This is a genomic window from Pseudoalteromonas sp. 20-MNA-CIBAN-0454 (assembly GCF_040308685.1).
GTDB lineage: Bacteria > Pseudomonadota > Gammaproteobacteria > Enterobacterales > Alteromonadaceae > Pseudoalteromonas > Pseudoalteromonas nigrifaciens.
This window is the reverse complement of record NZ_JBEOOB010000001.1, coordinates 98516-123096: the sequence shown is the minus strand read 5'-3', so window position 1 is coordinate 123096 and position 24581 is coordinate 98516. Positions and strand designations below refer to the sequence as shown.

Sequence of the window (24581 nt, the reverse complement as noted above, 5' to 3'; positions counted from 1 at the left end):
GCTTAATAAATCTATTATCCATAACCTAGATTATTTACTCCGTGGTATGGCGATAATCATCTATTGGACATTGACTAAGAATAGAAACCTCACCGCTACTCGACTCTTGTTCTAGCTTTACTTTAAATCCCCATAAACGGTAAAGATGTTTAAGTACTTCATCGTGTGAGTTAGCGAGCGGAATATTATTGTGCGGCACATAACGTAATGTAAGAGATCTGTCGCCTCTAATATCAACATTATAGATTTGAATATTAGGCTCGTGATTACTTAAATTATATTGCGCCGATAATGCCTCTCTCACTGCTTTATAGCCATTATCATCATGAATAGCACCTATTTCTAAATGAGGGTTATTTGTATGATCAACAATAGTAAATAATTTAAAGTCACGGATCAGTTTAGGTGATAAAAACTGGCTTATAAAACTTTCATCTTTAAAGTTTTGCATAGCAAAGTGCAGCGTGTCGAGCCAATTACTGCCAGCATACTGCGGGAACCAGCGTTTATCTTCCTCTGTTGGCTGCTCACAAATACGGCGAATGTCTACCATCATATTAAAGCCCAGAGCATAAGGGTTTATACCCGAGTAATATTGGCTATTATAAGGTGGTTGATAAATCACATTAGTGTGGCTTTGTAAAAACTCCATCATAAATGAATCAGTCAATTTTCCTTCGTCATATAAGTGATTCAAAATAGTATAATGCCAAAATGTAGCCCAACCTTCATTCATCACCTGGGTTTGTTTTTGCGGATAAAAATATTGCGATATTTTACGTACAATCCGAATGATTTCACGCTGCCATGACTCTAGCAATGGCGCATTTTTTTCAATAAAGTATAAAATATTTTCTTGTGGCTCTTGTGGAAAATGACGCTCATGCTTTTTAGCTTCTTGTTGTTGAGCTGGAATAGTGCGCCACAACTCGTTTACTTGTGATTGTAGATAGTCTATTCGTTCTTGCTGGCGCTTTTGTTCTTCAAATAATGAAATACGTTGCGGGCGCTTGTATCTGTCTACGCCGTAATTCATTAGCGCATGACAAGAGTCGAGCAGGGTTTCTACCTCAGTAATACCGTATTTTTCTTCGCAGCGGCTAATGTACTTTTTAGCAAACAGTAGGTAATCGATAATTGAGCCGGCGTCGGTCCAGGTTTTAAATAAGTAATTCCCTTTAAAAAAAGAATTATGCCCATAACAAGCATGCGCCATAACCAGTGCTTGCATGGGCAGGGTGTTTTCTTCCATTAAATAGGCAATACATGGATCGGAGTTAATGACGATTTCGTAGGCTAATCCCATTTGACCGCGTTTATAATTTTGCTCAGTTTGAATAAACTTTTTACCGTATGACCAATGGCTATAGCCTATAGGCATACCAACGCTAGAATAGGCATCCATCATCTGCTCAGCGGTGATCACTTCAATTTGATTAGGGTACGTGTCTAAGCGATAGTGCTGTGCAACACGGGCTATTTCATCACGGTACTGGGCCAATAACTCAAAAGTCCAATCTGGGCCATCACTTATATGTTTATCCTTCATATTTACTACCTCGCTTAGGCTATGCAGCCCCTTGCTGCTGACGACCTTTTTTAAATAGCTCTCTAAAAATAGGGTAAATATCCTCAACGCTTTGAATATGTTGTATGGCAAAATTAGCATGGCTTTGGGTTATGTCTTGATACTCGCGCCATAAACTTTGATGCGCCCGTGTGGTTATTTCTATATAGGCAAAATAGCGCACTGCGTTTAATAATTTATTACGCAAAATTTGTCCACATTGCGGTGTGTCGTCTGCCCAGTTATCACCATCAGACGCTTGCGCGGCATACACATTCCATTGTTCAGAGTTATAACGCGCTTTAATTATTTCGTCCATGAGTTTAAGGGCACTCGAAACAATCGTGCCACCGGTCTCTTGGGAGTAAAAAAACTCTTGTTCGTCAACTTCTTTAGCTTGCGTGTGATGGCGAATATATACCACTTCAATGTCTTTATAGCTGCGTGTTAAAAACTGATATAGCAAAATATAAAAGCGCTTAGCCATGTCTTTTGTGGCCTGATCCATAGAGCCAGACACATCCATAATACAAAACATCACGGCTTTGCTGGTAGGGTGAGGGCGCTTTTCGTAATTACGAAAACGTAAGTCGTAATTATCAATAAAAGGCACTGCCTTAATTTGCTTTTTAATTAGTTCAATTTCACTGTTTAACAGCACAATAGCAGCTTCATCAGGATGTGCTTGTGCAAGTAAAATAACTAACTGAGCTTCAAGCTCTGCCAATAAACGCTTTTTACCTGCGCTCATGGCCACGCGCCGTGCTAACGAGCCTTTGAGTGAACGTACAATATCAATATTACTTGGCATACCATCGCTGCAAAAACCAGCGCGATGAGTTTTCATTTGTACTAGTTTGTCGAGCTGATTTTCTTGCAAGTTTGGCAGCTCTAAATCCTCAAACAATAAATCTAAATATTCATCCTTTGAAATCGAAAATACAAATTCGTCTTGACCTTCTCCCGAGTCGCTCGCTTCACCGCCTCCTGCGCCACCACCTTGCCCACCTTTAGGGCGCTCTACTTTATCGCCAGTAGAGAACTGATCGTTCCCTGGATGTATTTGTTCTCTATTGCCGCCTTTTCCTTGATGAAATGTAGGTTCGCTAATATCGCGTTGCGGAATAGAAATACTCTCTCCCGAACTTGCGTCGGTGACACTGCGTTTATTAATCGCATCAGAAACCGCTTCTTTAATTTGTTTTTTATAGCGCCTAATAAAGCGCTGGCGATTAAGCGTGCTTTTATTCTTTGCGTTTAATCGCCTATCTATAAAATGCGCCATTAATTACCTCCTAAACTACCAATATGAAGGTTATTGCGATTTTCTAACCCGTAAATACCATTCAGATAACAACCGCACTTGTTTTTGTGTGTAGCCTTTTTCGACCATACGATTAACAAAGTCTTCGTGTTTTTGCTGATCCTCGGCAGAGGTTTTGGTATTAAACGAAATAACGGGTAGCAAATCTTCGGTATTAGAGAACATTTTTTTCTCGATCACGGTGCGCAATTTTTCGTAGCTGGTCCACAGTGGGTTTTTACCATTATGGTGCGCTCTAGCCCTAAGCACAAAGTTTACTATTTCGTTACGAAAATCTTTTGGATTAGAAATACCCGCTGGCTTTTCTATTTTTTCAAGTTCTGCATTAAGGGCATCACGGTCAAATAGTTGGCCAGTATCGGGGTCGCGGTATTCTTGATCTTGAATCCAAAAGTCGGCGTAAATAACATAACGGTCAAAAATATTTTGTCCGTATTCAGAGTACGACTCTAAGTATGCGGTTTGCAGCTCCTTACCAATAAACTCAACATATTGCGGAATTAAATAGCCTTTTAAAAAGCTCAAATAACGCTCTTCGGTATCAGATGCAAACTGCTCACGCTCAATTTGTTGTTCTAACACATAAAATAAATGTACTGGATTCGCAGCAACCTCTAGGGTGTCAAAATTAAATACTCGCGATAAAATTTTAAAAGCAAAACGGGTAGAAAGTCCTGTCATACCTTCATCAACCCCAGCATAGTCTCGATACTCTTGATACGATTTAGCTTTAGGATCAGTGTCTTTTAGGGTTTCGCCGTCATACACTCGCATTTTTGAAAAAAGGCTCGAGTTTTCAGGCTCTTTTAATCGTGATAGCGTTGAAAACTGCGCTAAAATTTTAAGTGTTCCCGGGGCGCATGGCGCGTTGTACAACTCACTGTGTTGAAGTAGCTTATCGTAAATTTTAATTTCTTCGGTAACACGTAAGCAATAAGGAACCTTAACAATATATACCCGGTCTAGGAATGCCTCATTGTTTTTATTGTTTTTAAAAGTTTGCCACTCAGATTCGTTAGAGTGGGCTAGTATCATGCCGTTAAAGGGCAGAGCACTAATACCTTCAGTACCGTTGTAGTTACCCTCTTGGGTGGCTGTTAGCAGAGGATGCAGTACCTTAATAGGCGCTTTAAACATCTCAACAAACTCCATTAAGCCCTGGTTTGCTAAACATAAAGATCCAGAGTAGGCGTAAGCATCGGGATCATTTTGTGCAAAATGTTCTAGTTGGCGAATATCTACTTTACCCACTAGTGCCGAAATATCTTGGTTGTTTTCATCCCCAGGCTCAGTTTTGGCAATCCCTATTTGATTTAAAATAGAAGGGTAGCGCTTAACCACTTTAAATTGACTAATGTCGCCGTTAAATTCTTTTAAGCGCTTTCCGGCCCAAGGCGACATAATGGTTTTCAAATAGCGTGGTTTAATGCCGTATTCTTGTTCAAGTAATTTAGCATCTTCAATCGGATCGAATAATGACAGCGGGTGGTCGTTTACAGGGGAGCCTTTAATAGAATAAATGGGTACTTGTTGCATCAAGTATTTCAGTTTTTCGGCAATAGATGATTTACCACCACCAACCGGACCCAATAAATAAAGAATTTGTTTACATTCTTCTAGGCCTTGAGAGGCGTGTTTTAAATAAGAAACAATTTGTTCGATGGCATCTTCCATACCATAAAAATCAGCAAAGGCAGGGTAGCGTGCTACTACACGATTAGAAAATAATCGACTTAAGCGTGCGTCTGTTGCTGTGTCTATCATTTGTGGCTCGCCAATTGCCATTAGTAGGCGCTCAGGGGCACTTGCGTAGGCAGATTTGTCGGTTTTACAAATATCTAAAAACTCAGCAATACTGTACTCTTCTTCTTGTCCAGCTTCGTATCGTGCTTGGTAATGATCAAAAATCGTCATAAAGACCTCCAAAACCCACTTTAAAAATAGCTTAACTTCTTAAAGTCTAGTCACGATTTTGAATTTTTGTGCAATAAAATTAAAAATTTATATTAAAAATTATGATCTTGACTTTTTAATATAAGAGGTACTTGTACAAGGAGATGGTAATTTACCAAGCATAAAAAAAGACGCCGCAGCGTCTTTTTAAATTTAGCTTTTAAGGGCTAATTAAGCGAAGTTAGCGTTCGCGAATTCCCAGTTAACTAGCGACCAAAAACCTTTAAGGTAATCTGGACGAACGTTACGGTAATCGATGTAGTAAGCGTGTTCCCATAAGTCCACAGTTAGGATTGGAGTAACGCCATCATCAGTTAATGGTGTAGCAGCGTTAGAAGTGTTAACTATGTCTAGTGAACCATCAGCTAGTTTAACTAACCAAGTCCAGCTAGAACCAAAGTTATTAACTGCTTTGTCGTTTAATGCTTCTTTAAATGCATCAAAAGAGCCCCATTTAGCATTGATTGCATCAGCAACCGCGCCAGTCGGTGCACCACCGCCATTTGGCGATAAACTGTTCCAGTAGAACGTATGGTTCCAGATTTGTGCAGCGTTGTTAAACACGCCACCGTCTGATGAACATACGATTTCTTCAAGAGATTTGTTTTCAAACTTAGTGCCTGGGATCAAACCATTAAGTTTAACAACATAAGTGTTGTGATGTTTACCATGATGAAACTCAAGAGTTTCTTTTGAAATATGCGGCTCAAGTGCATCAATTGCATATGGTAGTGACGGTAGTTCAAATGCCATTTTTTATCTCCATCTTCTTTTAGTTAATAGTCCATTTAGTAATACGTAATGCCTGTTGGAACAGGCCAGTTATCTATACCAAACGGGAATATAGTGTTACTATAATTGTTGAGTATTCTACTCAAGTTTTAGCAAACAGCAATGCTATTGCTAAAGACTATTTCAATTGCGGCTTTATTTGCCCATTTTAAGTTATAGATCTATGGTCTCACTGAGTTATTTTCAAGGCCTTAGGTATATTAAATTATCGTCATTTTGAGGTTGTAGATGGAAACCATTGATAAAATTAAACAGCAAATTTCAGAAAACCCAATAATCCTTTTCATGAAAGGATCGCCTAAGTTGCCTAACTGTGGTTTTTCTTCACAAGCATCGCAAGCGTTAATGTCATGTGGTGAACCATTTGCATATGTTGATATTTTACTTAATCCAGACATTCGTGCTGAGCTTCCTGCTTATGCAAATTGGCCTACATTCCCACAGTTATGGGTAGATGGCGAATTAGTTGGTGGTTGTGATATTATCATCGAAATGTTTCAGCGTGGTGAATTACAACCATTAATTACTGAAACAGCAGCTAAATATAAAGAAGCTGACGCAGAATAATATCTCGATAAGCACGCTTTTTAAGGTGTATTGATACAAAATTTTGCTAAAACAATAAAACCACTTTTATAGTGGTTTTATTGTTTTTTATTAATCGCTTCTTATCGATAAATTAATCATTAAAAACTTACCAGCCAAACCAAATTAGACGTGCGTAAATGCTGCAACATTAGCTTTTAGACTTAAAAAGTTGAGTAGCTCAGCAATAAGATACCTACTAAAAGCCAACATCAAAGCACCACATTAAAACGCTTTACCCCACTGTAAGTACTTTATTTATTGCTTGAATAAAATACAGTAATACTTAGTCCATAGAAAAATGATCTAATGAGGGTCTGCCTTTTGCTTTTGCGCGTTTTACACTTAAATAACAGGCTAAATTACATAGTAATTGCAATGTAATTATTACCCCACAAATAATAATAAAATTGTTCAAAGTGGCTGTTGTATTATTCATTATAAAAACCAGCGTGACCAATAACTGCCATACCAATGCTGTATTTAAATAGCGCAATAAAATCTGCTTAAAGTGAGTATGTTTAAAGGTACTCAAAATTAGAAAAACAAGGCTAACTATTAACACTAACCAGCCCGCAGTTAAACAAAAGTAGGCAACTGTATTTTGCATTTTAATCCTTAACTCTTAACCCTACTAACCACATATTAAAATAAACGTATAAAAGTAATATTAAGCGTGTGCCATTATTAGCTCTTTAGCATTTGCTTTTGCTGTTTTACTTATATTATCACCCCCTAATAGGCGTGCTATTTCGTTAACTCTGCCATCTTTGTTTAAAGGCTGCATATGGGTAAAAGTTTCTCCATTTGCTATTTCTTTAGCAACAAAAAACTGTTGATGCGCACTGCTGGCTACTTGCGGTAAATGGGTAACACAAATCACTTGGGTAGACTTACCTAATTGACGCAATAACTTACCAACAGCAGAGGCCGTTGGGCCGGAGATCCCCACATCAACTTCATCAAAAATAAGGGTAGGTGTTGTGACTTTTTGCGCAATAATTACCTGAATAGCTAAACTTATACGCGACAGCTCACCACCCGATGCAACCTTTGCTAATGGTTGTAATGGTTGTCCTGGGTTAGTTGATACTAAAAACGATACATTGTCGTAGCCTAAGCTATTTGGTGCGCGTTCGGTTTCTTGAGTTAGGGCAATTTCAAATATGCCGTTTTCCATTGACAGGTTTGCCATGCTGTTACTAATTAAGCGGTTTAGTGTATTAGCATACTCACGGCGGCTTTGGCTTAGCTGTTCACTAGCATGTTGATAATGGCTAAGTGTGTTTTCAATTTCAGATTCTAACTGCTCTAAGCGAGAGCTGTTATTGCTAATAGACTCGAGTTCTTGACTAATAGCTTGATGAAACTCAACCAATGCCTGTGGTTTAATATGGTGTTTACGCGCTAAATCCATAGCGCCGCTTAATCTGTTTTCTACCTCCACCAAGCGAGCAGGATCTAAATCGGCCTGCTCAGTGTAACTGCGCACTTCTCGGCTAGCTTCTTCTACTTGTACTGCGGCCTCTGCAAGCAATGTAGCTACACTTGCTAATGTTTCGTCATATTGTGCCAGCTCAGAAAACTGTTGCGCGCTGTGTTGCAATAACGAACAAGCATTTTGCTCATCACTTTCGTATAAATGCTGTAACTCACGCTGACACGTTTCTAAAATCGTTTGGCTATTACTTAACTTGTAATGCTCAGCTTCTATTTGTTCAAACTCACCTTCTTGTAGGGCAAACTCGTTAAGTTCTGCTACTTGGTATTCTAATAGTTGTTTTTGCGCAGCTTGCTGCTGCTGTTGTTGTTGTAAGTGTTTAAATTCTTTTTGTAAATTAGCAAATTGCTTATAGCTTTGGCTAACGCCACTGACCAAATTATGATGTCCGGCATAGGCATCTAGTAGCTGCAGTTGATGCTCGGCTTTTAACAAGTGTTGGTGGGCATGTTGGCCATGAATCGAAATTAAATACTGGCCAAGCTCTTTTAGTTGCGCTGCTGTTACAGCGCTGCCATTAATGTAGCTTTTGCTGCGGCCATTTTTACACACCACGCGGCGCAATAAACATTCGTTATCGGCGTTACTCAACATATTTTGTTCTAAAAAAGCATGAGCGAGGGGTAAATTACTTAAATCAAATTGCGCGCATACTTCCGCTTTATCTGTGTTTGGGCGCACAGCTGAGGCTTCGGCGCGCTCGCCTAAACATAACGAAAGGGCATCAATAGCAATCGACTTACCCGCACCCGTTTCACCGGTAATTGCGGTCATGCCGTTTTGCCACTCTGTACTTAAATTACTTACAATTGCGAAATTTTTAATTTCTAAACCAATTAACATACTGTTTATCCATCCAGTCAATTGACTGTTAATTTATACAGTGTTTTGGTTTTTTGCAAATTAAATTTTTATGACTTACGCAATTTCTTCATCATGAATAATTTTAGAATGGCTATTAGTTTCGCTTGTTTCGTCAGCATTATTAATATTATCAGCGAGTTGTTCTATGTCTTCTGTTTTAATATTAACAATAAGGGCGGGTAAAATAGTTTGATAAAAAATCTTGTTATATAAAATACCTTGCAAGGGAAGTTCCGCTACAAAGTACTGGATATTATCGACTAAATTTTGAGAAACATTGCTTTGATAAGTTTTAATTAACTCGTTCGACAGTATATTAATAAGTAAATCGGCAGTACTTTCTAACTGGTTTAGGTTTTCATCCGTGTGAGCTTGTACCACAAAAAAATTGCTTACAATGGCTTGTATACGTGGCAGGTATTTGGGTCGGATAAGCTTAGCGTCAAGTAACTCATTGAGCTTTAGCTTTAAGCGAGTATTAACTTGTGATACTCGAGCATTAAAAAGCTTTTTTTTCGCTTCGATTGCTTTTTTACGGTTATTTTCAACAATTAAATAACTAGCTAATAATGTAATTAATAATAATAAAGCAAAAAAAACAATATAAGTCATTGCCGCACAATCCTGATTTGGTTAGCTATTTTATAAAAAATATATTTTGATCTAAAGCACGATACTTAGCAATAAAATTAGTATAAACGACTGCCCCAATTGAGCTTTTGGCGTAATACGTTGTAATAAGAGTAATTTTTAGGATGAATAAGGCGCAGCTTTTTATCGGCTTTTTTAATGACTACCTCATCACCGGGTAGAACGGCGAGCACCACATGGCTGTCGCAGCTAACTTGCAAGCTATCGGTGTTTTCAAGGCTTAGTTTTAAGCGTACTTCGTTATCGGCATCAACTACCAGCGGACGGCTCGATAAAGTATGTGGAAACATAGGCACTAGCGCTATTGCGTTAAGCTCAGGAGTAAGGATAGGGCCGCCCCCCGATAGTGAATAAGCAGTTGAGCCGGTAGGGGTAGATACAATAAGTCCATCTGAGCGCTGAGAAAACACAAAATCGTTATTTATAAAGGCTTCAAACTCAATCATGTGTGCTACTTTGTCGGCATGTAAAACGGCTTCGTTTACAGCAGAGTTAGCACTTTTAAGCTCGTTATGACGATACACTTCTACTTCAAGTAAGAAGCGCTTTTCTTCAATATACTCGCCGCTGAGTACCTGCTCTAAACTGGCTTCAAAACCCTCGGGGTTTAAATCGGTTAAAAACCCAAGGTTGCCTCGGTTTACACCTATAACGGCTATATCAAAGCGTGCTAATACACGCGCTGCGCCAAGCATATTACCATCGCCACCTACTACAATGGCTAAATCAGCTTGTTCACCTAAGTCGACCAGTTTAACTAACTTATTTTTGGGTATATCAATAAGTTGGCTTCCTGTACGTTTTTCTACAATAACTGCAAAACCAAGCGCAAGTAAAAATGTATGCAGGCGTTGCAAGGTTGCCGCCGCATCTGGATGATTTGGTTTACCAATAAGGCCGATAGTGCGAAAAGGAGAATCCATAATAAATACACAGCAAGTTTTAATATTTGTAGAGTAACCTAAAACAGAAGTGTTTGAAAATACAGATCGTTAGCAATACTGCCATGAATTAATCCTGCAGCTCATTAATTTAGGTGTCGTATAGCTAATCACTTGAAATTAAGAAGCTCTGCCCCGATATAAAGCACATGAGACAAGATGCAGTAACCATGAAACTAAACCCACGAGATCAACAAATTTTTGCGGCTGTAATGAGCACGTATTGTAATGGTGAGGGTTTACCTGTGCCATCAACAAAAATTGCCAAGCTAAAAGGTATGGCAGTTTGCTCGGCTACAGTACGTAATGCCATGGCACGTTTAGAAAAAGTGGGTTTGCTCTATTCACCTCACACATCAGCGGGGCGCGTGCCAACAGACTACGGATTTGATTATTGGTTTGAGGAGTTCTTTGCACTCGCCGATATAGCTAATTACTGGCAACCTGCGCAAACACAATTAGTTGAATTAGCGCATGGTTTAAGTCAGCGTTATCAGGTGTGTTGTTGTGTTGGTTTGCCACAAGTACGCTCGCAACAAGTATTTAGAGTGGAAGTGCTCGATTTTGATTCCACGGATTGGTTAATCTTATTAATAGACAGAGCAGGGCAAAGTCATAACATTTGTATTAATAAGCCCGATGACGCAAGTGATAATGTGCGTTATCAGTTTGCCACGTGGTTAAATACGGTATTTAGCCAACAAACCTTAATAGAAGGCTTGTACCGTATGCAGGCAATGGCTAATACTGCGCCGCGTAACTGTCATGATTCACTAAACCAATGGACGCGTGAACTAAGCCAAAAGCTTGGATCTGATAATAGTATTGTGGTTGGTGAAAACTATTTGTATAAACAAATAGATTGCGAGCAAAGCCTAAACATTGGGGTGTCTTTTTTAAATTTTGTTGAAGACAAGCTAGTATTTAAAAATGGGGTGTCGGTACTTAATACTGAAAACCTACCTTTTTCAGAGTGTAACGAATTGATTGTGATTAGCTTGCCGTACTTTCAAAATCAAGAATATCAGAGTCGTTTTTGTGTAATTTGTCCAAAATCAGCGCCAATCGAAAAAATAATCCAAGAATTTAAATTAATTGAGACATCTAACTCTTGAATCTTTTAATTCAATCCCCATAATTACCGCAGTTGTAAAGAATTGGAGCACATATTTATGTCTGAGCAGAGACAAAACCCAGAACAAGAAGTAGAACTAAACGAAGACCTAGCAAAAATGGAAGCTGACGTTGAAGCCGCAGTACAAGCAGCAGAAGAACACGCAGAGCAAGAGCAAAGCCCTGAAGCCGAAATTGCAATGTTATATGCAGAGCTTGAAGTAGCAAAGCAAACAATAGCAGATCAAAAAGACGGTGTAGTTCGCGCCGCTGCTGATGTTGAAAACATGCGTCGTCGTGCAGCACAAGATGTAGAAAAAGCACATAAATTTGCACTAGAGAAGTTTGCTAACGAATTACTCCCGGTTATTGATAACTTAGAGCGCGCAATTGAGTTTTCTGATAAAGAAAACGAAACGCTAAAGCCTGTGCTTGAAGGTATTAGCATGACGGTAAAAAGCTTTAACGATGCTGTTGCAAAATTTGGCGTTGAAATTGTTAATCCACAGGGTGAGCAGTTTAATCCAGAATTTCATCAAGCTATGTCAATTCAGCCAAGCAACGATGTATCGCCAAATACAGTATTAGCGGTAATGCAAAAAGGCTACACCTTAAACGGACGTTTATTGCGCCCAGCTATGGTTATGGTATCTAAAGCAGCTGACGCTTAAGTTGTTATTAATGATTTAAAAAATGCCTCAATTTGAGGCATTTTTTTTGCTATTTAAATAGTGAACCAATTGCACTAAAACAGTTAGTATTACAGCACCAAACATCAAGCTTGAAAAAGGCACGGCACTTTTAGCATGTAGTATAGCTAATAGGGGGCCGACCAAAGCACCGCTACCAAAGCGTAACGTACCAATAACTGCGGTTGCTGTGCCTGTATTTGCTTCAAACTTCATTAAAATAAGTGAGTCAGCATTACTGGCTATTATGCCTAAGCTCATCATAAGTGGTGCAATAGCACCAACAATAAAGTAAAGCGACAGCTGCATAATACTAAAAGTAAGTAACGCAGCGCCCGAAAGTAAGCCAAATATTAATCCGTAGTAGAGCATTTTACGAGAGCCAATTCGCGGCACAATTCGAGTATTTAAAAAATTCCCAAACATGAGTGCTATAACGTTAAATGCAAACAAAATGCCAAATAACTGCTCTGATACTTTAAATAAGTCTAAATATACAAACGGTACTGAGGTTAAAAAACAAAAAAATCCAAACGATACAAACATAGAGCTTAAAATGTCGGCACGTGCATCTTTGTTACTCAGTATTATTTTATAACTATTAAAAAATAATGGCAGCCCTTTAAGGTCATTTTTAAAAATAGGAATGTCGATTAAATACACATGCACAAAAGCTAAAATAATAAAGCTGTAGGCCGCTAAAATTAAAAAGATGGTAGACCAAACAGAAAACCCTAAAATAAGCGAACCAATTGAAGGTGCAAGTAATGGCGCTACCATCATAATCATCGATACATAAGACATACCTTTGGCGGTGTTTTTTTGGTAAATATGCCTAATTATCCCAGGAACTACCACGGTTGCCGCTGCACCGGTAAATGCCTGTACGGTACGCAAGACCCAAAATGCATATATATCGGTAGTAAAGGCAAGTGCTAATGACGTTATACCAAATAAAGTTAAGCCAATTTTAGCCAATTTACGGCGACCAATTTGATCGGCAATAGGGCCAAAAAATAACATCCCTAATGCATAGCCCGCTAAATAAATACTTAACGATATTTGTACGTTAGGCATACTGGTTTGTAAGTCGCCCGCAATAACTAACATTGCCGGTAAATACATATCAATAGCTAAAGGCGTAATTGCCACAATACTAGCTAGTAAAGGCAATAAAATACGGGTGTTAAAAGACGAAGCCGATGCAGGCATGTATAAACTCAATCATTACTAAACAGGATGTATAGTGTAACAGGGCATGCTGATTGGATAAACTTAGTTTGCCTGCTAAGTTAATTGTAATGGGTAAATAACCTGAGATCCGGATAATAAACCTATCTCGAGCAGCTATTTTCAGCGCTAACTACGTTGAATTTACTTGCAATAGGCCAGCTATTGACGCGTAAATTTGCCTTATTTTCACTGAAAATCTCTGGCTAGAGAAAATAAAATTAAATATAACGATGATTCAATACGTTAGTAAATCTCTTAACCAGAGTTCAGGTTAAATAAACAACAAAATTTTATTGTTACTTGCTAAAAAGCAATTATTTTAAACTGCGGTGGTATTTGCTATTCTAGCGCTAACAAAAAATATGATTTGAGGGAATATAATGAAAAAACTCGTGATAGCTATATTAGCTACTGCAGTGCTGGCTGGCTGTAAAACATCACCAACAGGGCGCACCCAAATTGCGCTTTATTCTGATCAACAAATGAGTGAAATGGGCACAGCCAGTTTTGCTGAGATGAAAAAAAATCAGCCAATCAATAAAAACCCACAAACTAACGCGTATGTAAATTGTATTGCCGAGCAAGTAGTGGCTGTTTTACCTAAGCAGTACGCTTCGCAAAAATGGGAAGTAGTGGTATTTGAAGACGACTCAGCGAATGCGTTTGCATTGCCAGGCGGTTACATTGGTGTGCATACGGGGCTGCTAAAAGTGGCTACTAACCAAGACCAAGTGGCTACAGTGCTTGGCCATGAAGTAGGGCATGTAATTGCAGAGCATTCGAACGAGCGTGTATCGCAAAGCTCAATGCTACAAACCGGCATGCAAATTGGCGGTGCAGCTCTTGAAATGGGTAATGTTGGGTATCGTAACGAAATTATGCAGGGTTTGGGCTTGGGTGCACAATACGGTGTTGTATTGCCGTTTAGTCGTTCGCACGAATCAGAAGCTGACGAAATCGGCTTGGATTTAATGGCGCAAGCTGGTTTTGATCCAAAAGAGTCAGTTACTTTATGGCAAAATATGAGTAAAGCGGGTGGTGGCGCAACACCTGAGTTTTTATCAACTCACCCAGCACCAGCAAGCCGAATTAAAGACTTGCAAGCACAAATGAGCCAAGCTTTAGGTGAGCAAAAAACAGCAAGAGCACAGGGTAAAAACCCACAATGTAAGCTGTAATTTAGTTTAACTACAAATAAAAGCCCTGTAAGTAATTTACTTACAGGGTTTTTATATTCAGTGCTAATCTTTATTTATTGAGTAAAGAGCTATTAGGGAGTCCATATAAGACCCTAGTTAAAGCTTAAAAAGTCCACTCAACATGAAGTTGTGGTACCGATTCTGTAACATCAGTGCCAAATTTGTTATGCCAATATTGCCACTCCATCCCTAGCAACAGAGTGTTTTCTTTCATTTCAAGGGCATGGCCTAAATCCCAGGTAATAATAGGCTGCGCTAAAAACCACGCACGCACATCTTGACCAAATTCATTTTCACGCTCAGCAATGTACTCAACATGGCCCTTTACATTAAACTTTTGCGTGCCGATCATAAAAGGGTAATCAAACGCAACATCAAACATCCAGCTATTAGTTTCTATAGGTGCACCACCTTTTGCTACGCCTTCACTGTCATCAATGTAGGCAGTTACCAATGTCTGAAAAAAGTTAAAACCAGGTACATCCCAGCTTAATTTAACACCCGGTAAATATTTCATTACCTTGGCGTCTCCTGCTACGTTAATACCGGCGGTTAAACCAACATCAATTAACGCGCCTGAACCAATCTGTTGGCCGGTAATAGCTGATAGGCTAACGGTTGAATACCATTCGCCATAAAAATCACGGTCTTGAAAACCGTCTTCAAGGTCGTCTTTACTGTAATCAATAAAGAAAAAATTATCGCCGTAATCATAACCAGATGCGTGCTGAATTGAATACACAGCGGTATCTGACTCTTGCTCTGTGAATGGATTTGTTTGCTCGCCATAATTAATGTGTAGAGCAGTACTGCTCCAGTTAGCAGCAATAGCAGAGGTAGATAAAGCGCAAGTGCTTAAACATAAAGCGGGAAGTAATTTTTTTAGTTTCATAATACTAATTAGTGTGACACGCGGGAGCGCTATTATAAGCAAAGGGGAGTGGTTTGTTAATTATTATATTACTGTGTTGTAGCTTAATCACTAAGCTACAACACAGTAACGTTAATTTATGCTTTATTTCTGCGCAGACAAATAACCGCAATAGCACTAAAAGCTAATATAAAACAGTAATAAGAAGAAGTTGATACTTCCCATGGGCTAATTTTAAATGTAGCTCCAAGTAGCAATGCTTGCGCGCCATAAGGCAGGGTCCCTTGCGTTACGCAGGCAAATATATCGAGCAAACTAGCCGAGCGTTTACCAGTAATATTACCATCATCAGCAAGTTTTTTAGCAATTGGGCCGGTAACAATAATAGACACGGTATTATTAGCAATACACATATTGCTGGCCATTACTAACGCCGCTATACCGAGTTGGTCAGCCACTTTTCGATGCCACTTAGCAATCACTTTAGTAATTGCTTGGATTTTTTGCGCTATGTAATCCAGGCCACCATTAAGGCGAATAAACTCAGAAAGACCACCTATAAACATCGACAGCAAAAATATTTCTTGCATGTCGGTAAAGCCTTTATAAATATCTTTTACAAAGCTGGCGCCTTCATAGCTACCAGTAAAGCCCATAAGTGCAGCAAAACCAATACCGCTAAGCAAAACTACAAATACGTTAAAGCCCATTACCGCAAGCACTAAAATAAAGGCATAAGGCAACACTAATAAAATGTCGTAATCTTTGGTTTCAACAACTTGTGCAGCGGGTGTTAAATATAACAACAACGCAATTGTAACAATGGCGGCCGGAATAGCTATTTTAAGGTTTTCTTTAAACTTATCTTTCATTTCACAACCCTGAGTACGGGTGGCCGCAATAGTGGTATCTGAAATAATCGATAAGTTATCACCAAACATCGCGCCCGATACTATAGTACCGGCCATGAGTGCTGGATCTATGCCGGTTTTAACCGACACTGCATACGCTATAGGGCCAATGGCACCAATAGTTCCCATTGAAGTACCCATGGCGGTGGAAATTACGGCGGCAATTAAAAATAATCCAGGGAGCAATAAAGAAGGTGGAATAATTGACAAACCAGCGTTAACAACCGCATCAACGCCACCTGTGGCACCGGCAACAGCAGAAAACGCACCCGCTAATAAGTAAATTAAACACATGGTAATTATGTTGTTATTACCTACGCCTTTAATAAAGGTTTCGACGCTTTGGTTTATTGAGGTTTTATTTAAAATGAAAGCCAGAATAATGGCGGGTAAAATAGCAACAGGTGCAGGTAATTGATAAAAAGCGTAATCAACCCCTTGTGATTGTAAATATAAGCCTGAGCCTAAAAATATCGCTACAAAGGTAAGTAGGGGAAGCAAAGAAAGTATTGCTTTATTTTTGTTAAATGATGGCTGCATCATATTCCTCGTATTATTGAAAAAAGATCACAGCCAAAAACTCCTCTTTTAGCTGTGTTTAGCGAATCCTCCACTGTACTTAAACTAGGAGACCACTGCGCCCGCAAGCCAAAGACCAAATCGACGCTGAAAAGAAGTTTAAATGTATAGACGGCTAAAGTAAACTGGTATTATTACTTAAATTAAAAGTGTGACCTGACTATTACATGCTATTTAGGTAATATCTAGCCTAGTAAATAGTGTTAATTGACCAATAGTATCTTCGCGCGAGCCACAAGGTGCTGCAAATTAAAATATTAGGTAAGGTAATGACAAAAAATAAAATCGGTGTTTTTGGTGCCAACGGCAGAATGGGCTCAGCCTTATTAGAAGCAGCAAGTACAAAAGAGCATAGTGAACTTGCAGCCGCTTATGTACGCAGTAGTTCACCGTTATTAGGCATTAATGTTAATCAACTCAACAGTGCTGCAGATAAAACAGTAACCTTTAGCGATGAAGCTAATATTACGAATGTTGATGTATTAATTGATTTTACTTTGCCAGCCGGCATGCGCACACATTTACAAACAGCGGTTAAGCAAGGTGTCCCTATGGTAATTGGTACCACCGGGCTAAACGAAGCCGATATGACATTGCTACACGAGGCTGCAAACCATATTCCTATCGTATTTGCGCGCAATTATAGTGTGGGGGTAAATGTATTACTTAATTTAGTGCAAACAGCCGCTACAAAGTTTGGCGATGATATGGATATTGAAATTTTTGAAGCGCATCATCGCCATAAAATAGATGCGCCGTCGGGTACTGCGCTGGCCATTGGCGAAGCCATTGCAGATGCAAAAGGCTGGGATCACGACAAAGTTGCCGTATACGACCGCAGCAAAGTTGAGCAGGCTAAGTCGCAAAATGAAATTGGTTACTCGGTGCTCAGAGGCGGCGACATAGTAGGTGAACACACCGCATACTTCGCAACAATGGGCGAAAGACTCGAATTAACCCACAAAGCAAGCTCAAGAATGACCTTTGCATTAGGTGCTATAAGAGCTGCAGGCTGGTTAGTAAATAAACCAGCAGGACTTTATGATATGCAAGATGTACTAGATTTGAAGTAGTTAAGTTGTTCTTTCGGCTGTTTGGGTCTGAATAAAGGTACAAGCAGTTATTTATTATAATTTACTAAATAGCGTTAGATCTAAAAGAAAACTTAATGTAAAATGCAGCCAATTTGCCAAAAATTAATAATCGCGTGTTTCCAATTATACCCAAGTGGCTTGAAAAAAGCAGGGTTCAGTGGGAATAAAGTCGTTTAAAGGCAAGAAAAAATGATTAAGGTTTAAAGCTCGTTATCGGCGTCATTTAACACTGTTTATAAAATTACTTTATCCACAAAACTCGCTTTAACAATCGCCTGGGTATTGGCGGGGCGTTAAGCATTTTGCTTAGCCTCGTTTTTTACTGTTAGGAGGTTAATTTGACTAAATCCGCTCTGTTAGTCCTAGAAGACGGCACAGTGTTTCGCGGTACTGCAATCGGCGCTGACGGCATGTCAGTAGGTGAAGTAGTATTCAATACGTCTATGACTGGTTATCAAGAAATTTTGACTGACCCATCATACGCGGAACAAATCGTAACTTTGACGTACCCACATATAGGTAATACGGGTACTAATAGCGAAGACGAAGAAGCGAATCAAATATGGGCCAAAGGCCTAGTGATCCGTGATTTGCCACTGCTAGCAAGTAATTTTCGTAGCGAGCAATCGTTAGATGATTACTTAAAACAACGTAATATTTTAGGTATTGCGGACATCGACACGAGAAAGCTAACGCGTATTTTGCGTGATAAAGGCGCTCAAAACGGGTGTATTATAGCCGGTGACGAATTAGACGAAAACAAAGCGCTTCAAGCCGCGCAAGCCTTCCCAGGCTTAAAAGGTATGGATTTAGCAAAAGTAGTCTCAACCAAGGAAATGTTTGAGTGGCGCGAATCAAGCTGGACATTAGGCGAAGGTTTTAAAACCTTAAACGCGGCTGATGAAAAGTTTCATGTTGTTGCCTACGACTTCGGTGTTAAGCGTAATATTTTACGTATGCTTGTAGATCGTGGTTGTAAATTGACTGTAGTACCAGCGCAAACCTCTGCCGCTGACGTACTAGCATTAAACCCAGATGGTATCTTTTTATCTAATGGCCCGGGCGATCCAGCACCGTGTACTTATGCCATTGATGCAATTAAAACCCTTTTAGAAACCGAAATCCCTATTTTTGGTATTTGTTTAGGCCATCAATTATTAGCGCTTGCCTCAGGTGCTAAAACAGTCAAAATGAAGTTTGGCCATCATGGTGCCAACCACCCAGTTAAAGATTTAGAACGTGATGTAGTGATGATCACCGCACAAAACCATGGTTTTGCTGCCGATGAAACTACGCTACCTGATAACCTGCGTGCTACGCACACATCGTTATTTGACGGTACTTTGCAAGGTATTCATCGTACAGATAAGCCAGCGTTTAGCTTCCAAGGTCACCCTGAAGCAAGCCCAGGCCCGCACGATGCCGCCCCATTATTTGATCACTTCATCGATTTGATGCAAGCGCGTAAACACTAATTTAACCGGAGTAATAATGCCAAAACGTACCGACATAAAAAGCATTCTTATCTTAGGCGCAGGCCCAATTGTTATTGGTCAGGCTTGTGAATTTGACTACTCTGGTGCACAAGCGTGTAAAGCACTGAGAGAAGAAGGCTATCGAGTTATATTAGTTAACTCAAACCCAGCAACAATTATGACTGACCCTGATATGGCAGATGCGACGTACATCGAACCAATTCACTGGGAAGTTGTAGAAAAAATTATCGAAAAAGAAAAGCCAGATGCAATCCTACCGACTATGGGTGGGCAAACAGCATTAAACTGTGCGCTTGAATTAGACAAGCACGGCGTATTGGCTAAGCACGGCGTTGAGTTAATTGGCGCAACAGCAGATGCAATCGACAAAGCAGAAAACCGCGAACGTTTCGATACAGCAATGAAAAACATTGGTTTAGAATGCCCACGTGCTGAAATTGCTCATTCAATGGATGAAGCAAGAGACATCATTACTCGCATTGGCTTACCGTGTATTATCAGGCCTTCTTTTACTATGGGCGGCACCGGTGGTGGTGTAGCGTATAACTTAGAAGAGTTTGAAGAAATTTGTGAGCGTGGCTTAGACTTATCGCCAACGAACGAATTGCTAATTGATGAATCACTGATTGGTTGGAAAGAATACGAAACAGAAGTTGTACGTGATAAAAACGACAACTGTATTATTGTTTGTACCATTGAAAACTTTGACCCTATGGGTGTGCACACGGGTGATTCGATCACCGTTGCACCAGCGCAAACATTAACCGACAAAGAATACCAAATTATGCGTAACGCCTCTATGGCGGTATTACGTGAAATTGGTGTTGAAACAGGCGGTTCTAACGTACAGTTCGGTATTAATCCTGAAGATGGCCGTATGGTTATCATCGAGATGAACCCACGCGTATCACGCTCATCAGCATTAGCGTCAAAAGCAACGGGTTTCCCAATTGCTAAAATTGCTGCAAAATTAGCCGTAGGCTACACACTTGACGAGCTACAAAATGATATTACTGGCGGTAAAACACCCGCGTCGTTTGAGCCGGCAATTGACTATGTAGTTACAAAAATACCTCGCTTTAACTTTGAAAAATTTGCCGGTGCGAACGACCGTTTAACCACGCAAATGAAATCAGTAGGCGAAGTAATGGCGATTGGTCGTAACCAACAAGAGTCATTACAAAAAGCATTACGTGGCCTTGAAGTGGGTGCAACTGGTTTTAACCCAATTGTGGCGCTTGACGACCCTAAAGCAAAAGAAATTATCATTCGTGAACTACGCGAGCCAGGTGCAGAGCGTATTTGGTATATTGCCGATGCAATGCGCCATGGTATGAGTGTTGAGGATGTTTACGAGCTGACAAAAATTAACCGCTGGTTCTTAGTACAAATAGAAGACATTTTAAAAGACGAAGCAAAAATTAGCGACGTAGGCATGGCAGGCTTAAATGCCGACTTCCTACGCAAGTTAAAGCGTAAAGGTTTTGCTGACCCACGTATTGCAGAAATTGCAGGCGTATCAGAAGCTGAAATTCGTAAAAAGCGTCATTTACTAAACATTCTACCAGTATACAAGCGTGTTGATACCTGTGCTGCAGAGTTTAGTTCAGACACAGCTTACATGTACTCAACTTACGATGAAGAGTGTGAAGCCAACCCAACAACCCGTGACAAAATCATGGTGATTGGTGGCGGTCCTAACCGCATTGGTCAAGGCATTGAGTTTGATTACTGTTGTGTACACGCTTCGCTTGCACTGCGTGAAGACGGTTATGAAACCATTATGGTTAACTGTAACCCTGAAACGGTATCTACCGATTACGACACCTCAGATCGTTTATACTTTGAACCAATTACCCTTGAAGACGTACTAGAAATTGTACGTGTTGAAAAGCCAGTGGGTGTAATTGTGCAGTACGGTGGTCAAACACCGCTTAAATTAGCGCGTGAACTTGAAGCGAATGGCGTGCCAGTTATTGGTACATCGCCAGATGCAATAGACCGTGCAGAAGACCGCGAACGTTTTCAACAATTAGTCGAGCGTTTAAATCTACTGCAACCAGAAAACGCTACGGTAACATCAACTGAAGAAGCAATTTTAAAATCAGTTGAAATTGGCTTTCCATTAGTAGTACGTCCATCGTATGTACTAGGTGGTCGCGCCATGGAAATTGTATACGACGAGCAAGACTTACGTCGCTACATGACCGAAGCAGTACAAGCCTCAAACGAAGCACCAGTATTACTAGACCGCTTTTTAGATAACGCGATTGAAGTTGACGTTGACGCAATTTGCGACGGCGAGCAAGTAATTATTGGCGGTATTATGGAGCACATAGAGCAAGCGGGTGTTCACTCAGGTGACTCAGCATGTTCATTACCGGCTCACACGCTATCGCAAGAAGTACAAGATGTAATGCGCAAGCAAGTTACTGATATGGCACTTGAACTTGGTGTTGTTGGTTTAATGAATACTCAGTTTGCTGTAAAAGATGGCTTAGTGTATTTAATTGAAGTTAACCCACGTGCTGCACGTACCGTACCGTTTGTATCAAAAGCAACCGGTGTTGCACTTGCAAAAGTAGCTGCACGTTGTATGGCGGGTCAGTCTTTGGCAAGCCAAGGTATAACTAAAGAAGTTATTCCTCCATATTACAGCGTAAAAGAAGTTGTTTTACCATTTGCTAAGTTTCAAGGTGTGGATCCAATCCGTGGCCCTGAGATGCGTTCAACCGGTGAAGTGATGGGTGTTGGTGATACTTTCGCCGAAGCGTTCGCAAAAGCACAATTAGGTGCAAGCAATACTTTACCACGCGGTGGTCGCGCGCTATTATCCGTGCGTGATAGCGATAAGCCACGTATTGTTGAACTAGCTAAAATCATGACAGACCTTGGTTTTGAAATAGATGCAACAGGTGGTACAGCTGCTGCACTTGAAAATGCTGACATTGCGGTTCGCCGTGTAAATAAAGTATTTGAAGGGCGCCCGCACATTCTTGATAGAATCAAAAGTGGCGAGTATAGCTATATTGTTAATACCACAGAAGGTCGCCAAGCGATTGAAGATTCGAAGGTGTTACGTCGTGGTGCTTTACAGCACAAAACCAACTATACTACGACCTTAAATGCGGCGTTTGCAAACTGTACAGCAAACCAAGCAGATGACCGTGGGAAGGTGACGTCAGTTCAAGAACTACACCTGCGATTGAACTAAGGAAATGTGCCAAGGCCGTTAAATTGCGGCCTTGGGATTAAGTGAGAAAAAGTATGCAAACAATTCCGATGACAGTTCGTGGTGCAGATTTACTGCGCAAAGAACTTACCGAATTAAAAACAGTTACCCGTCCTAAAATCGTCAGCGATATTGCAGTTGCACGAGAGCATGGTGACTTAAAAGAGAATGCTGAGTATCACGCTGCGCGTGAGCAACAGGGTTTTTGTGAAGGCCGAATTCAAGAAATTGAAGCTAAGCTTTCAAATGTACAAATAATTGATGTAACTAAAATGCCTAATACCGGCAAAGTTATTTTTGGTACAACAGTTACTATTGTCAACGTTGAAACTGATGTTGAAGTTAAATACCAGATTGTTGGTGATGACGAAGCAAGTATTAAAGATAATCGTATTTCGGTTAATTCACCGATCGCACGAGGTTTAATTGGTAAGCAAGCAGATGATGCTGTGAACATTGAAACCCCTAAAGGCACTGTTGAATACGAAATCATCGAGGTTGAGTATATTTAATAACTCACTTTACGTGTAAATAAAAGCCAGTGTATTAATACACTGGCTTTTTTGTTTTAAAGTGTTTAAAAGTGTTAAAACAGCCCTTATAAATTGGCCTTAAAAATTTTACTTTGTTACCATATACAGGCTGCAAATTAAGCAGTTTACTCGGAGATATTTATGAACGATACCGACCATCCCTCTAGATTGAGGGCAGAAAAATAACCCGTATTGGTATTTATCTTCTATAAATCTACCTAAGCGGTAGAGTAATTTTATTCTTTCCTATTTTTCTTCTCTCAGACACCTAGATATAAATAATGAAATTAGCCTTATTAAAGTGCTGATTATAGTTACTAGTACGCTGGTATTTTAATCAGTCATATAGTTTCATTATTTGATGGTCGTTACCTTATGCTAATGTGTTTTACTCCTAATTAATGGCTATTAGCTAAGCAGTAGTTTTAACTGTTTGAACGCCATGTTATTAATTTAAATAAAATACAATTAGCCTAGCATTAGCCAATCGGGAGATTCGCCATGACGGTAATGAGCAAAAACTACGTAGAAAATAACCCACACTTTTCTCAAGCAGAAATAGGGGCGGCTAGAAAAGTGTTTTTAGCGCACAGCTATAATAAACAAGTGCACTTATTAACAATAATGGATGTTGAAGAAGCGGTTGCTATTTTACAGCACTGTTCAATTACTTATGTACAAGACTTAATAAGTCGTTTAGAAAAAGACGGTTACGACAAACTCGCTCGACACTATGCGCATCAGTTGGGTTTTATTCACTCAGAAGTTGAAACAGCGCAAAGTTATTTAAATACCTCGGCACTGGGGCATGTGCAGCAGCGTATTGGCTGGATCATAGTATTAGCGTTATTAGGTATAGTGTCTGGGTTAATTATTACTCAATACGAAGACACATTAAGCCAGTTAGTATTGTTGGCAGTGTACATGCCGGTTATTGCGGCTGCGGGCGGTAACACAGGCTCACAAGCGGCTACTTTGGTAATACGGGCGTTAGCAACAGGCGAGCTGAAAAAAAGACAATGGTTTGCTGTGTTTCTTAAAGAAAGCCAAATTGCAGTGTGTCTTGCGTTAGCGGTGGCGGGCGTAATGGTTATTCGCATCTTATTTTTTAGCGATGTTAAATCTGCCGGTGGGTTCGATTTAAATATAATTGCGATGGCCATCGCAGTGGCATTGTTTATTCAGGTAACTATTTCTACTACGCTAGGGGGGTTATTACCTATTTTAGCGCGGGCACTTAAGCTAGACCCCGCGGTATTAGTGAGCCCTGTATTGGCATCAATTGTTGATATATCGGGGATGTGGATTTACTTTACCGTAGTTAACTATTTTTTAGAAATTGGTTAAATCAAAAATTTTAGGTTTATATGTTTTGCGCTAATCACTTAACACTCAGTAATTAGCGCAAAACTTAGTTTGAATTTATTCTTGCACATTTCCCCCTCTACCAATT

At 39.9% G+C, this 24581-nt stretch carries 19 protein-coding genes; 9 read left to right on the top strand and 10 right to left on the bottom strand.

Annotated elements, in window-relative coordinates; translation table 11 throughout:
• Positions 1–34 precede the first annotated feature (34 nt).
• The 4 genes from AAEZ22_RS00595 to AAEZ22_RS00580 form a co-directional block, all read right to left on the bottom strand.
• Positions 35–1549 (bottom strand): SpoVR family protein, encoded by a 1515-nt coding sequence (locus tag AAEZ22_RS00595; RefSeq protein ID WP_352295745.1) that lies wholly within the window; start codon positions 1547–1549, stop codon positions 35–37.
• 19 nt (positions 1550–1568) lie between these two features.
• Positions 1569–2852 (bottom strand): YeaH/YhbH family protein, encoded by a 1284-nt coding sequence (locus tag AAEZ22_RS00590; RefSeq protein ID WP_309217029.1) that lies wholly within the window; start codon positions 2850–2852, stop codon positions 1569–1571.
• A 30-nt stretch (positions 2853–2882) separates the two neighbouring features.
• Entirely contained in the window at positions 2883–4805 is a 1923-nt protein-coding gene (locus AAEZ22_RS00585) for a PrkA family serine protein kinase (RefSeq protein ID WP_011327898.1), read from the bottom strand.
• Positions 4806–5015: 210 nt separating this feature from the next.
• Positions 5016–5597, bottom strand: coding sequence for a superoxide dismutase (locus AAEZ22_RS00580; protein ID WP_011327899.1), 582 nt, complete (start codon positions 5595–5597; stop codon positions 5016–5018).
• Positions 5598–5864: 267 nt separating this feature from the next.
• On the opposite strand from AAEZ22_RS00580, the gene AAEZ22_RS00575 reads away from it, so the two are divergent.
• On the top strand, positions 5865–6203 hold the full coding sequence (locus AAEZ22_RS00575) for a Grx4 family monothiol glutaredoxin (RefSeq protein WP_004335359.1): 339 nt from the start codon (positions 5865–5867) through the stop codon (positions 6201–6203).
• A 688-nt stretch (positions 6204–6891) separates the two neighbouring features.
• Here the strand turns inward: AAEZ22_RS00575 and recN are convergent.
• From recN to nadK, 3 genes are all read right to left on the bottom strand, one after another.
• Complete coding sequence (gene recN, locus AAEZ22_RS00570) at positions 6892–8565, bottom strand: DNA repair protein RecN (protein ID WP_011327901.1); 1674 nt, start codon at positions 8563–8565, stop codon at positions 6892–6894.
• A 75-nt stretch (positions 8566–8640) separates the two neighbouring features.
• Positions 8641–9198, bottom strand: coding sequence for a hypothetical protein (locus tag AAEZ22_RS00565; protein ID WP_352295742.1), 558 nt, complete (start codon positions 9196–9198; stop codon positions 8641–8643).
• Between the two features lie 77 nt (positions 9199–9275).
• On the bottom strand, positions 9276–10160 hold the full coding sequence (gene nadK, locus AAEZ22_RS00560; RefSeq protein WP_058373139.1) for an NAD(+) kinase: 885 nt from the start codon (positions 10158–10160) through the stop codon (positions 9276–9278).
• A 167-nt stretch (positions 10161–10327) separates the two neighbouring features.
• On the opposite strand from nadK, the gene AAEZ22_RS00555 reads away from it, so the two are divergent.
• Both AAEZ22_RS00555 and grpE read left to right on the top strand, forming a co-directional pair.
• On the top strand, positions 10328–11293 hold the full coding sequence (locus tag AAEZ22_RS00555) for an HrcA family transcriptional regulator (protein WP_352295739.1): 966 nt from the start codon (positions 10328–10330) through the stop codon (positions 11291–11293).
• A 57-nt stretch (positions 11294–11350) separates the two neighbouring features.
• A complete protein-coding gene (gene grpE, locus AAEZ22_RS00550) occupies positions 11351–11962 on the top strand; it encodes a nucleotide exchange factor GrpE (protein WP_011327905.1) in 612 nt (203 codons plus the stop codon).
• A gap of 27 nt (positions 11963–11989) precedes the next feature.
• Here the strand turns inward: grpE and AAEZ22_RS00545 are convergent, their stop codons facing one another.
• Positions 11990–13192: a Bcr/CflA family efflux MFS transporter gene (locus tag AAEZ22_RS00545; RefSeq protein WP_182677029.1), complete on the bottom strand. Its 1203-nt coding sequence runs from the start codon at positions 13190–13192 to the stop codon at positions 11990–11992.
• A gap of 401 nt (positions 13193–13593) precedes the next feature.
• Between AAEZ22_RS00545 and AAEZ22_RS00540 the strand changes: the two genes are divergently transcribed.
• The gene (locus tag AAEZ22_RS00540) at positions 13594–14391 is read left to right on the top strand and encodes a M48 family metallopeptidase (RefSeq protein WP_011327907.1); all 798 of its coding nucleotides are present in this window, start codon (positions 13594–13596) and stop codon (positions 14389–14391) included.
• Between the two features lie 124 nt (positions 14392–14515).
• On the opposite strand, the gene AAEZ22_RS00535 is transcribed toward AAEZ22_RS00540, so the two are convergent.
• Positions 14516–15304, bottom strand: coding sequence for a nucleoside-binding protein (locus tag AAEZ22_RS00535; RefSeq protein WP_182683246.1), 789 nt, complete (start codon positions 15302–15304; stop codon positions 14516–14518).
• Between the two features lie 116 nt (positions 15305–15420).
• The gene (locus AAEZ22_RS00530; protein WP_352295819.1) at positions 15421–16734 is read right to left on the bottom strand and encodes a Na+/H+ antiporter NhaC family protein; all 1314 of its coding nucleotides are present in this window, start codon (positions 16732–16734) and stop codon (positions 15421–15423) included.
• Between the two features lie 308 nt (positions 16735–17042).
• Here AAEZ22_RS00530 and dapB point away from each other — a divergent pair, with 308 nt between their 5' ends.
• The 5 genes from dapB to AAEZ22_RS00505 all read left to right on the top strand — a co-directional run bounded on the left by dapB (position 17043) and on the right by AAEZ22_RS00505 (position 24475).
• Positions 17043–17846, top strand: a complete 804-nt coding sequence (gene dapB / locus AAEZ22_RS00525; RefSeq protein ID WP_352295736.1) for a 4-hydroxy-tetrahydrodipicolinate reductase — start codon at positions 17043–17045, stop codon at positions 17844–17846.
• Positions 17847–18205: 359 nt separating this feature from the next.
• Positions 18206–19342 (top strand): glutamine-hydrolyzing carbamoyl-phosphate synthase small subunit, encoded by a 1137-nt coding sequence (carA, locus tag AAEZ22_RS00520; RefSeq protein ID WP_041454397.1) that lies wholly within the window; start codon positions 18206–18208, stop codon positions 19340–19342.
• Positions 19343–19358: 16 nt separating this feature from the next.
• Entirely contained in the window at positions 19359–22577 is a 3219-nt protein-coding gene (gene carB / locus AAEZ22_RS00515) for a carbamoyl-phosphate synthase large subunit (RefSeq protein WP_086993409.1), read from the top strand.
• A gap of 53 nt (positions 22578–22630) precedes the next feature.
• Positions 22631–23107: a transcription elongation factor GreA gene (gene greA, locus AAEZ22_RS00510; protein WP_011327913.1), complete on the top strand. Its 477-nt coding sequence runs from the start codon at positions 22631–22633 to the stop codon at positions 23105–23107.
• A 522-nt stretch (positions 23108–23629) separates the two neighbouring features.
• On the top strand, positions 23630–24475 hold the full coding sequence (locus tag AAEZ22_RS00505) for a magnesium transporter (protein ID WP_011327914.1): 846 nt from the start codon (positions 23630–23632) through the stop codon (positions 24473–24475).
• Positions 24476–24581 lie beyond the last annotated feature (106 nt).

What these genes read in the sequence shown, in the direction of transcription:
- AAEZ22_RS00595 (WP_352295745.1), bottom strand. Translation starts at nt 1,549, where the DNA reads ATGAAGGATAAACATATAAGTGATGGCCCAGATTGGACTTTTGAGTTA.
- dapB (WP_352295736.1), top strand. Translation starts at nt 17,043, where the DNA reads ATGACAAAAAATAAAATCGGTGTTTTTGGTGCCAACGGCAGAATGGGC.
- AAEZ22_RS00585 (WP_011327898.1), bottom strand. Translation starts at nt 4,805, where the DNA reads ATGACGATTTTTGATCATTACCAAGCACGATACGAAGCTGGACAAGAA.
- AAEZ22_RS00535 (WP_182683246.1), bottom strand. Translation starts at nt 15,304, where the DNA reads ATGAAACTAAAAAAATTACTTCCCGCTTTATGTTTAAGCACTTGCGCT.
- AAEZ22_RS00575 (WP_004335359.1), top strand. Translation starts at nt 5,865, where the DNA reads ATGGAAACCATTGATAAAATTAAACAGCAAATTTCAGAAAACCCAATA.
- AAEZ22_RS00530 (WP_352295819.1), bottom strand. Translation starts at nt 16,734, where the DNA reads ATGCAGCCATCATTTAACAAAAATAAAGCAATACTTTCTTTGCTTCCC.
- AAEZ22_RS00590 (WP_309217029.1), bottom strand. Translation starts at nt 2,852, where the DNA reads ATGGCGCATTTTATAGATAGGCGATTAAACGCAAAGAATAAAAGCACG.
- greA (WP_011327913.1), top strand. Translation starts at nt 22,631, where the DNA reads ATGCAAACAATTCCGATGACAGTTCGTGGTGCAGATTTACTGCGCAAA.
- AAEZ22_RS00545 (WP_182677029.1), bottom strand. Translation starts at nt 13,192, where the DNA reads ATGCCTGCATCGGCTTCGTCTTTTAACACCCGTATTTTATTGCCTTTA.
- AAEZ22_RS00580 (WP_011327899.1), bottom strand. Translation starts at nt 5,597, where the DNA reads ATGGCATTTGAACTACCGTCACTACCATATGCAATTGATGCACTTGAG.
- AAEZ22_RS00505 (WP_011327914.1), top strand. Translation starts at nt 23,630, where the DNA reads ATGACGGTAATGAGCAAAAACTACGTAGAAAATAACCCACACTTTTCT.
- carB (WP_086993409.1), top strand. Translation starts at nt 19,359, where the DNA reads ATGCCAAAACGTACCGACATAAAAAGCATTCTTATCTTAGGCGCAGGC.
- AAEZ22_RS00555 (WP_352295739.1), top strand. Translation starts at nt 10,328, where the DNA reads ATGAGACAAGATGCAGTAACCATGAAACTAAACCCACGAGATCAACAA.
- recN (WP_011327901.1), bottom strand. Translation starts at nt 8,565, where the DNA reads ATGTTAATTGGTTTAGAAATTAAAAATTTCGCAATTGTAAGTAATTTA.
- AAEZ22_RS00540 (WP_011327907.1), top strand. Translation starts at nt 13,594, where the DNA reads ATGAAAAAACTCGTGATAGCTATATTAGCTACTGCAGTGCTGGCTGGC.
- AAEZ22_RS00565 (WP_352295742.1), bottom strand. Translation starts at nt 9,198, where the DNA reads ATGACTTATATTGTTTTTTTTGCTTTATTATTATTAATTACATTATTA.
- grpE (WP_011327905.1), top strand. Translation starts at nt 11,351, where the DNA reads ATGTCTGAGCAGAGACAAAACCCAGAACAAGAAGTAGAACTAAACGAA.
- nadK (WP_058373139.1), bottom strand. Translation starts at nt 10,160, where the DNA reads ATGGATTCTCCTTTTCGCACTATCGGCCTTATTGGTAAACCAAATCAT.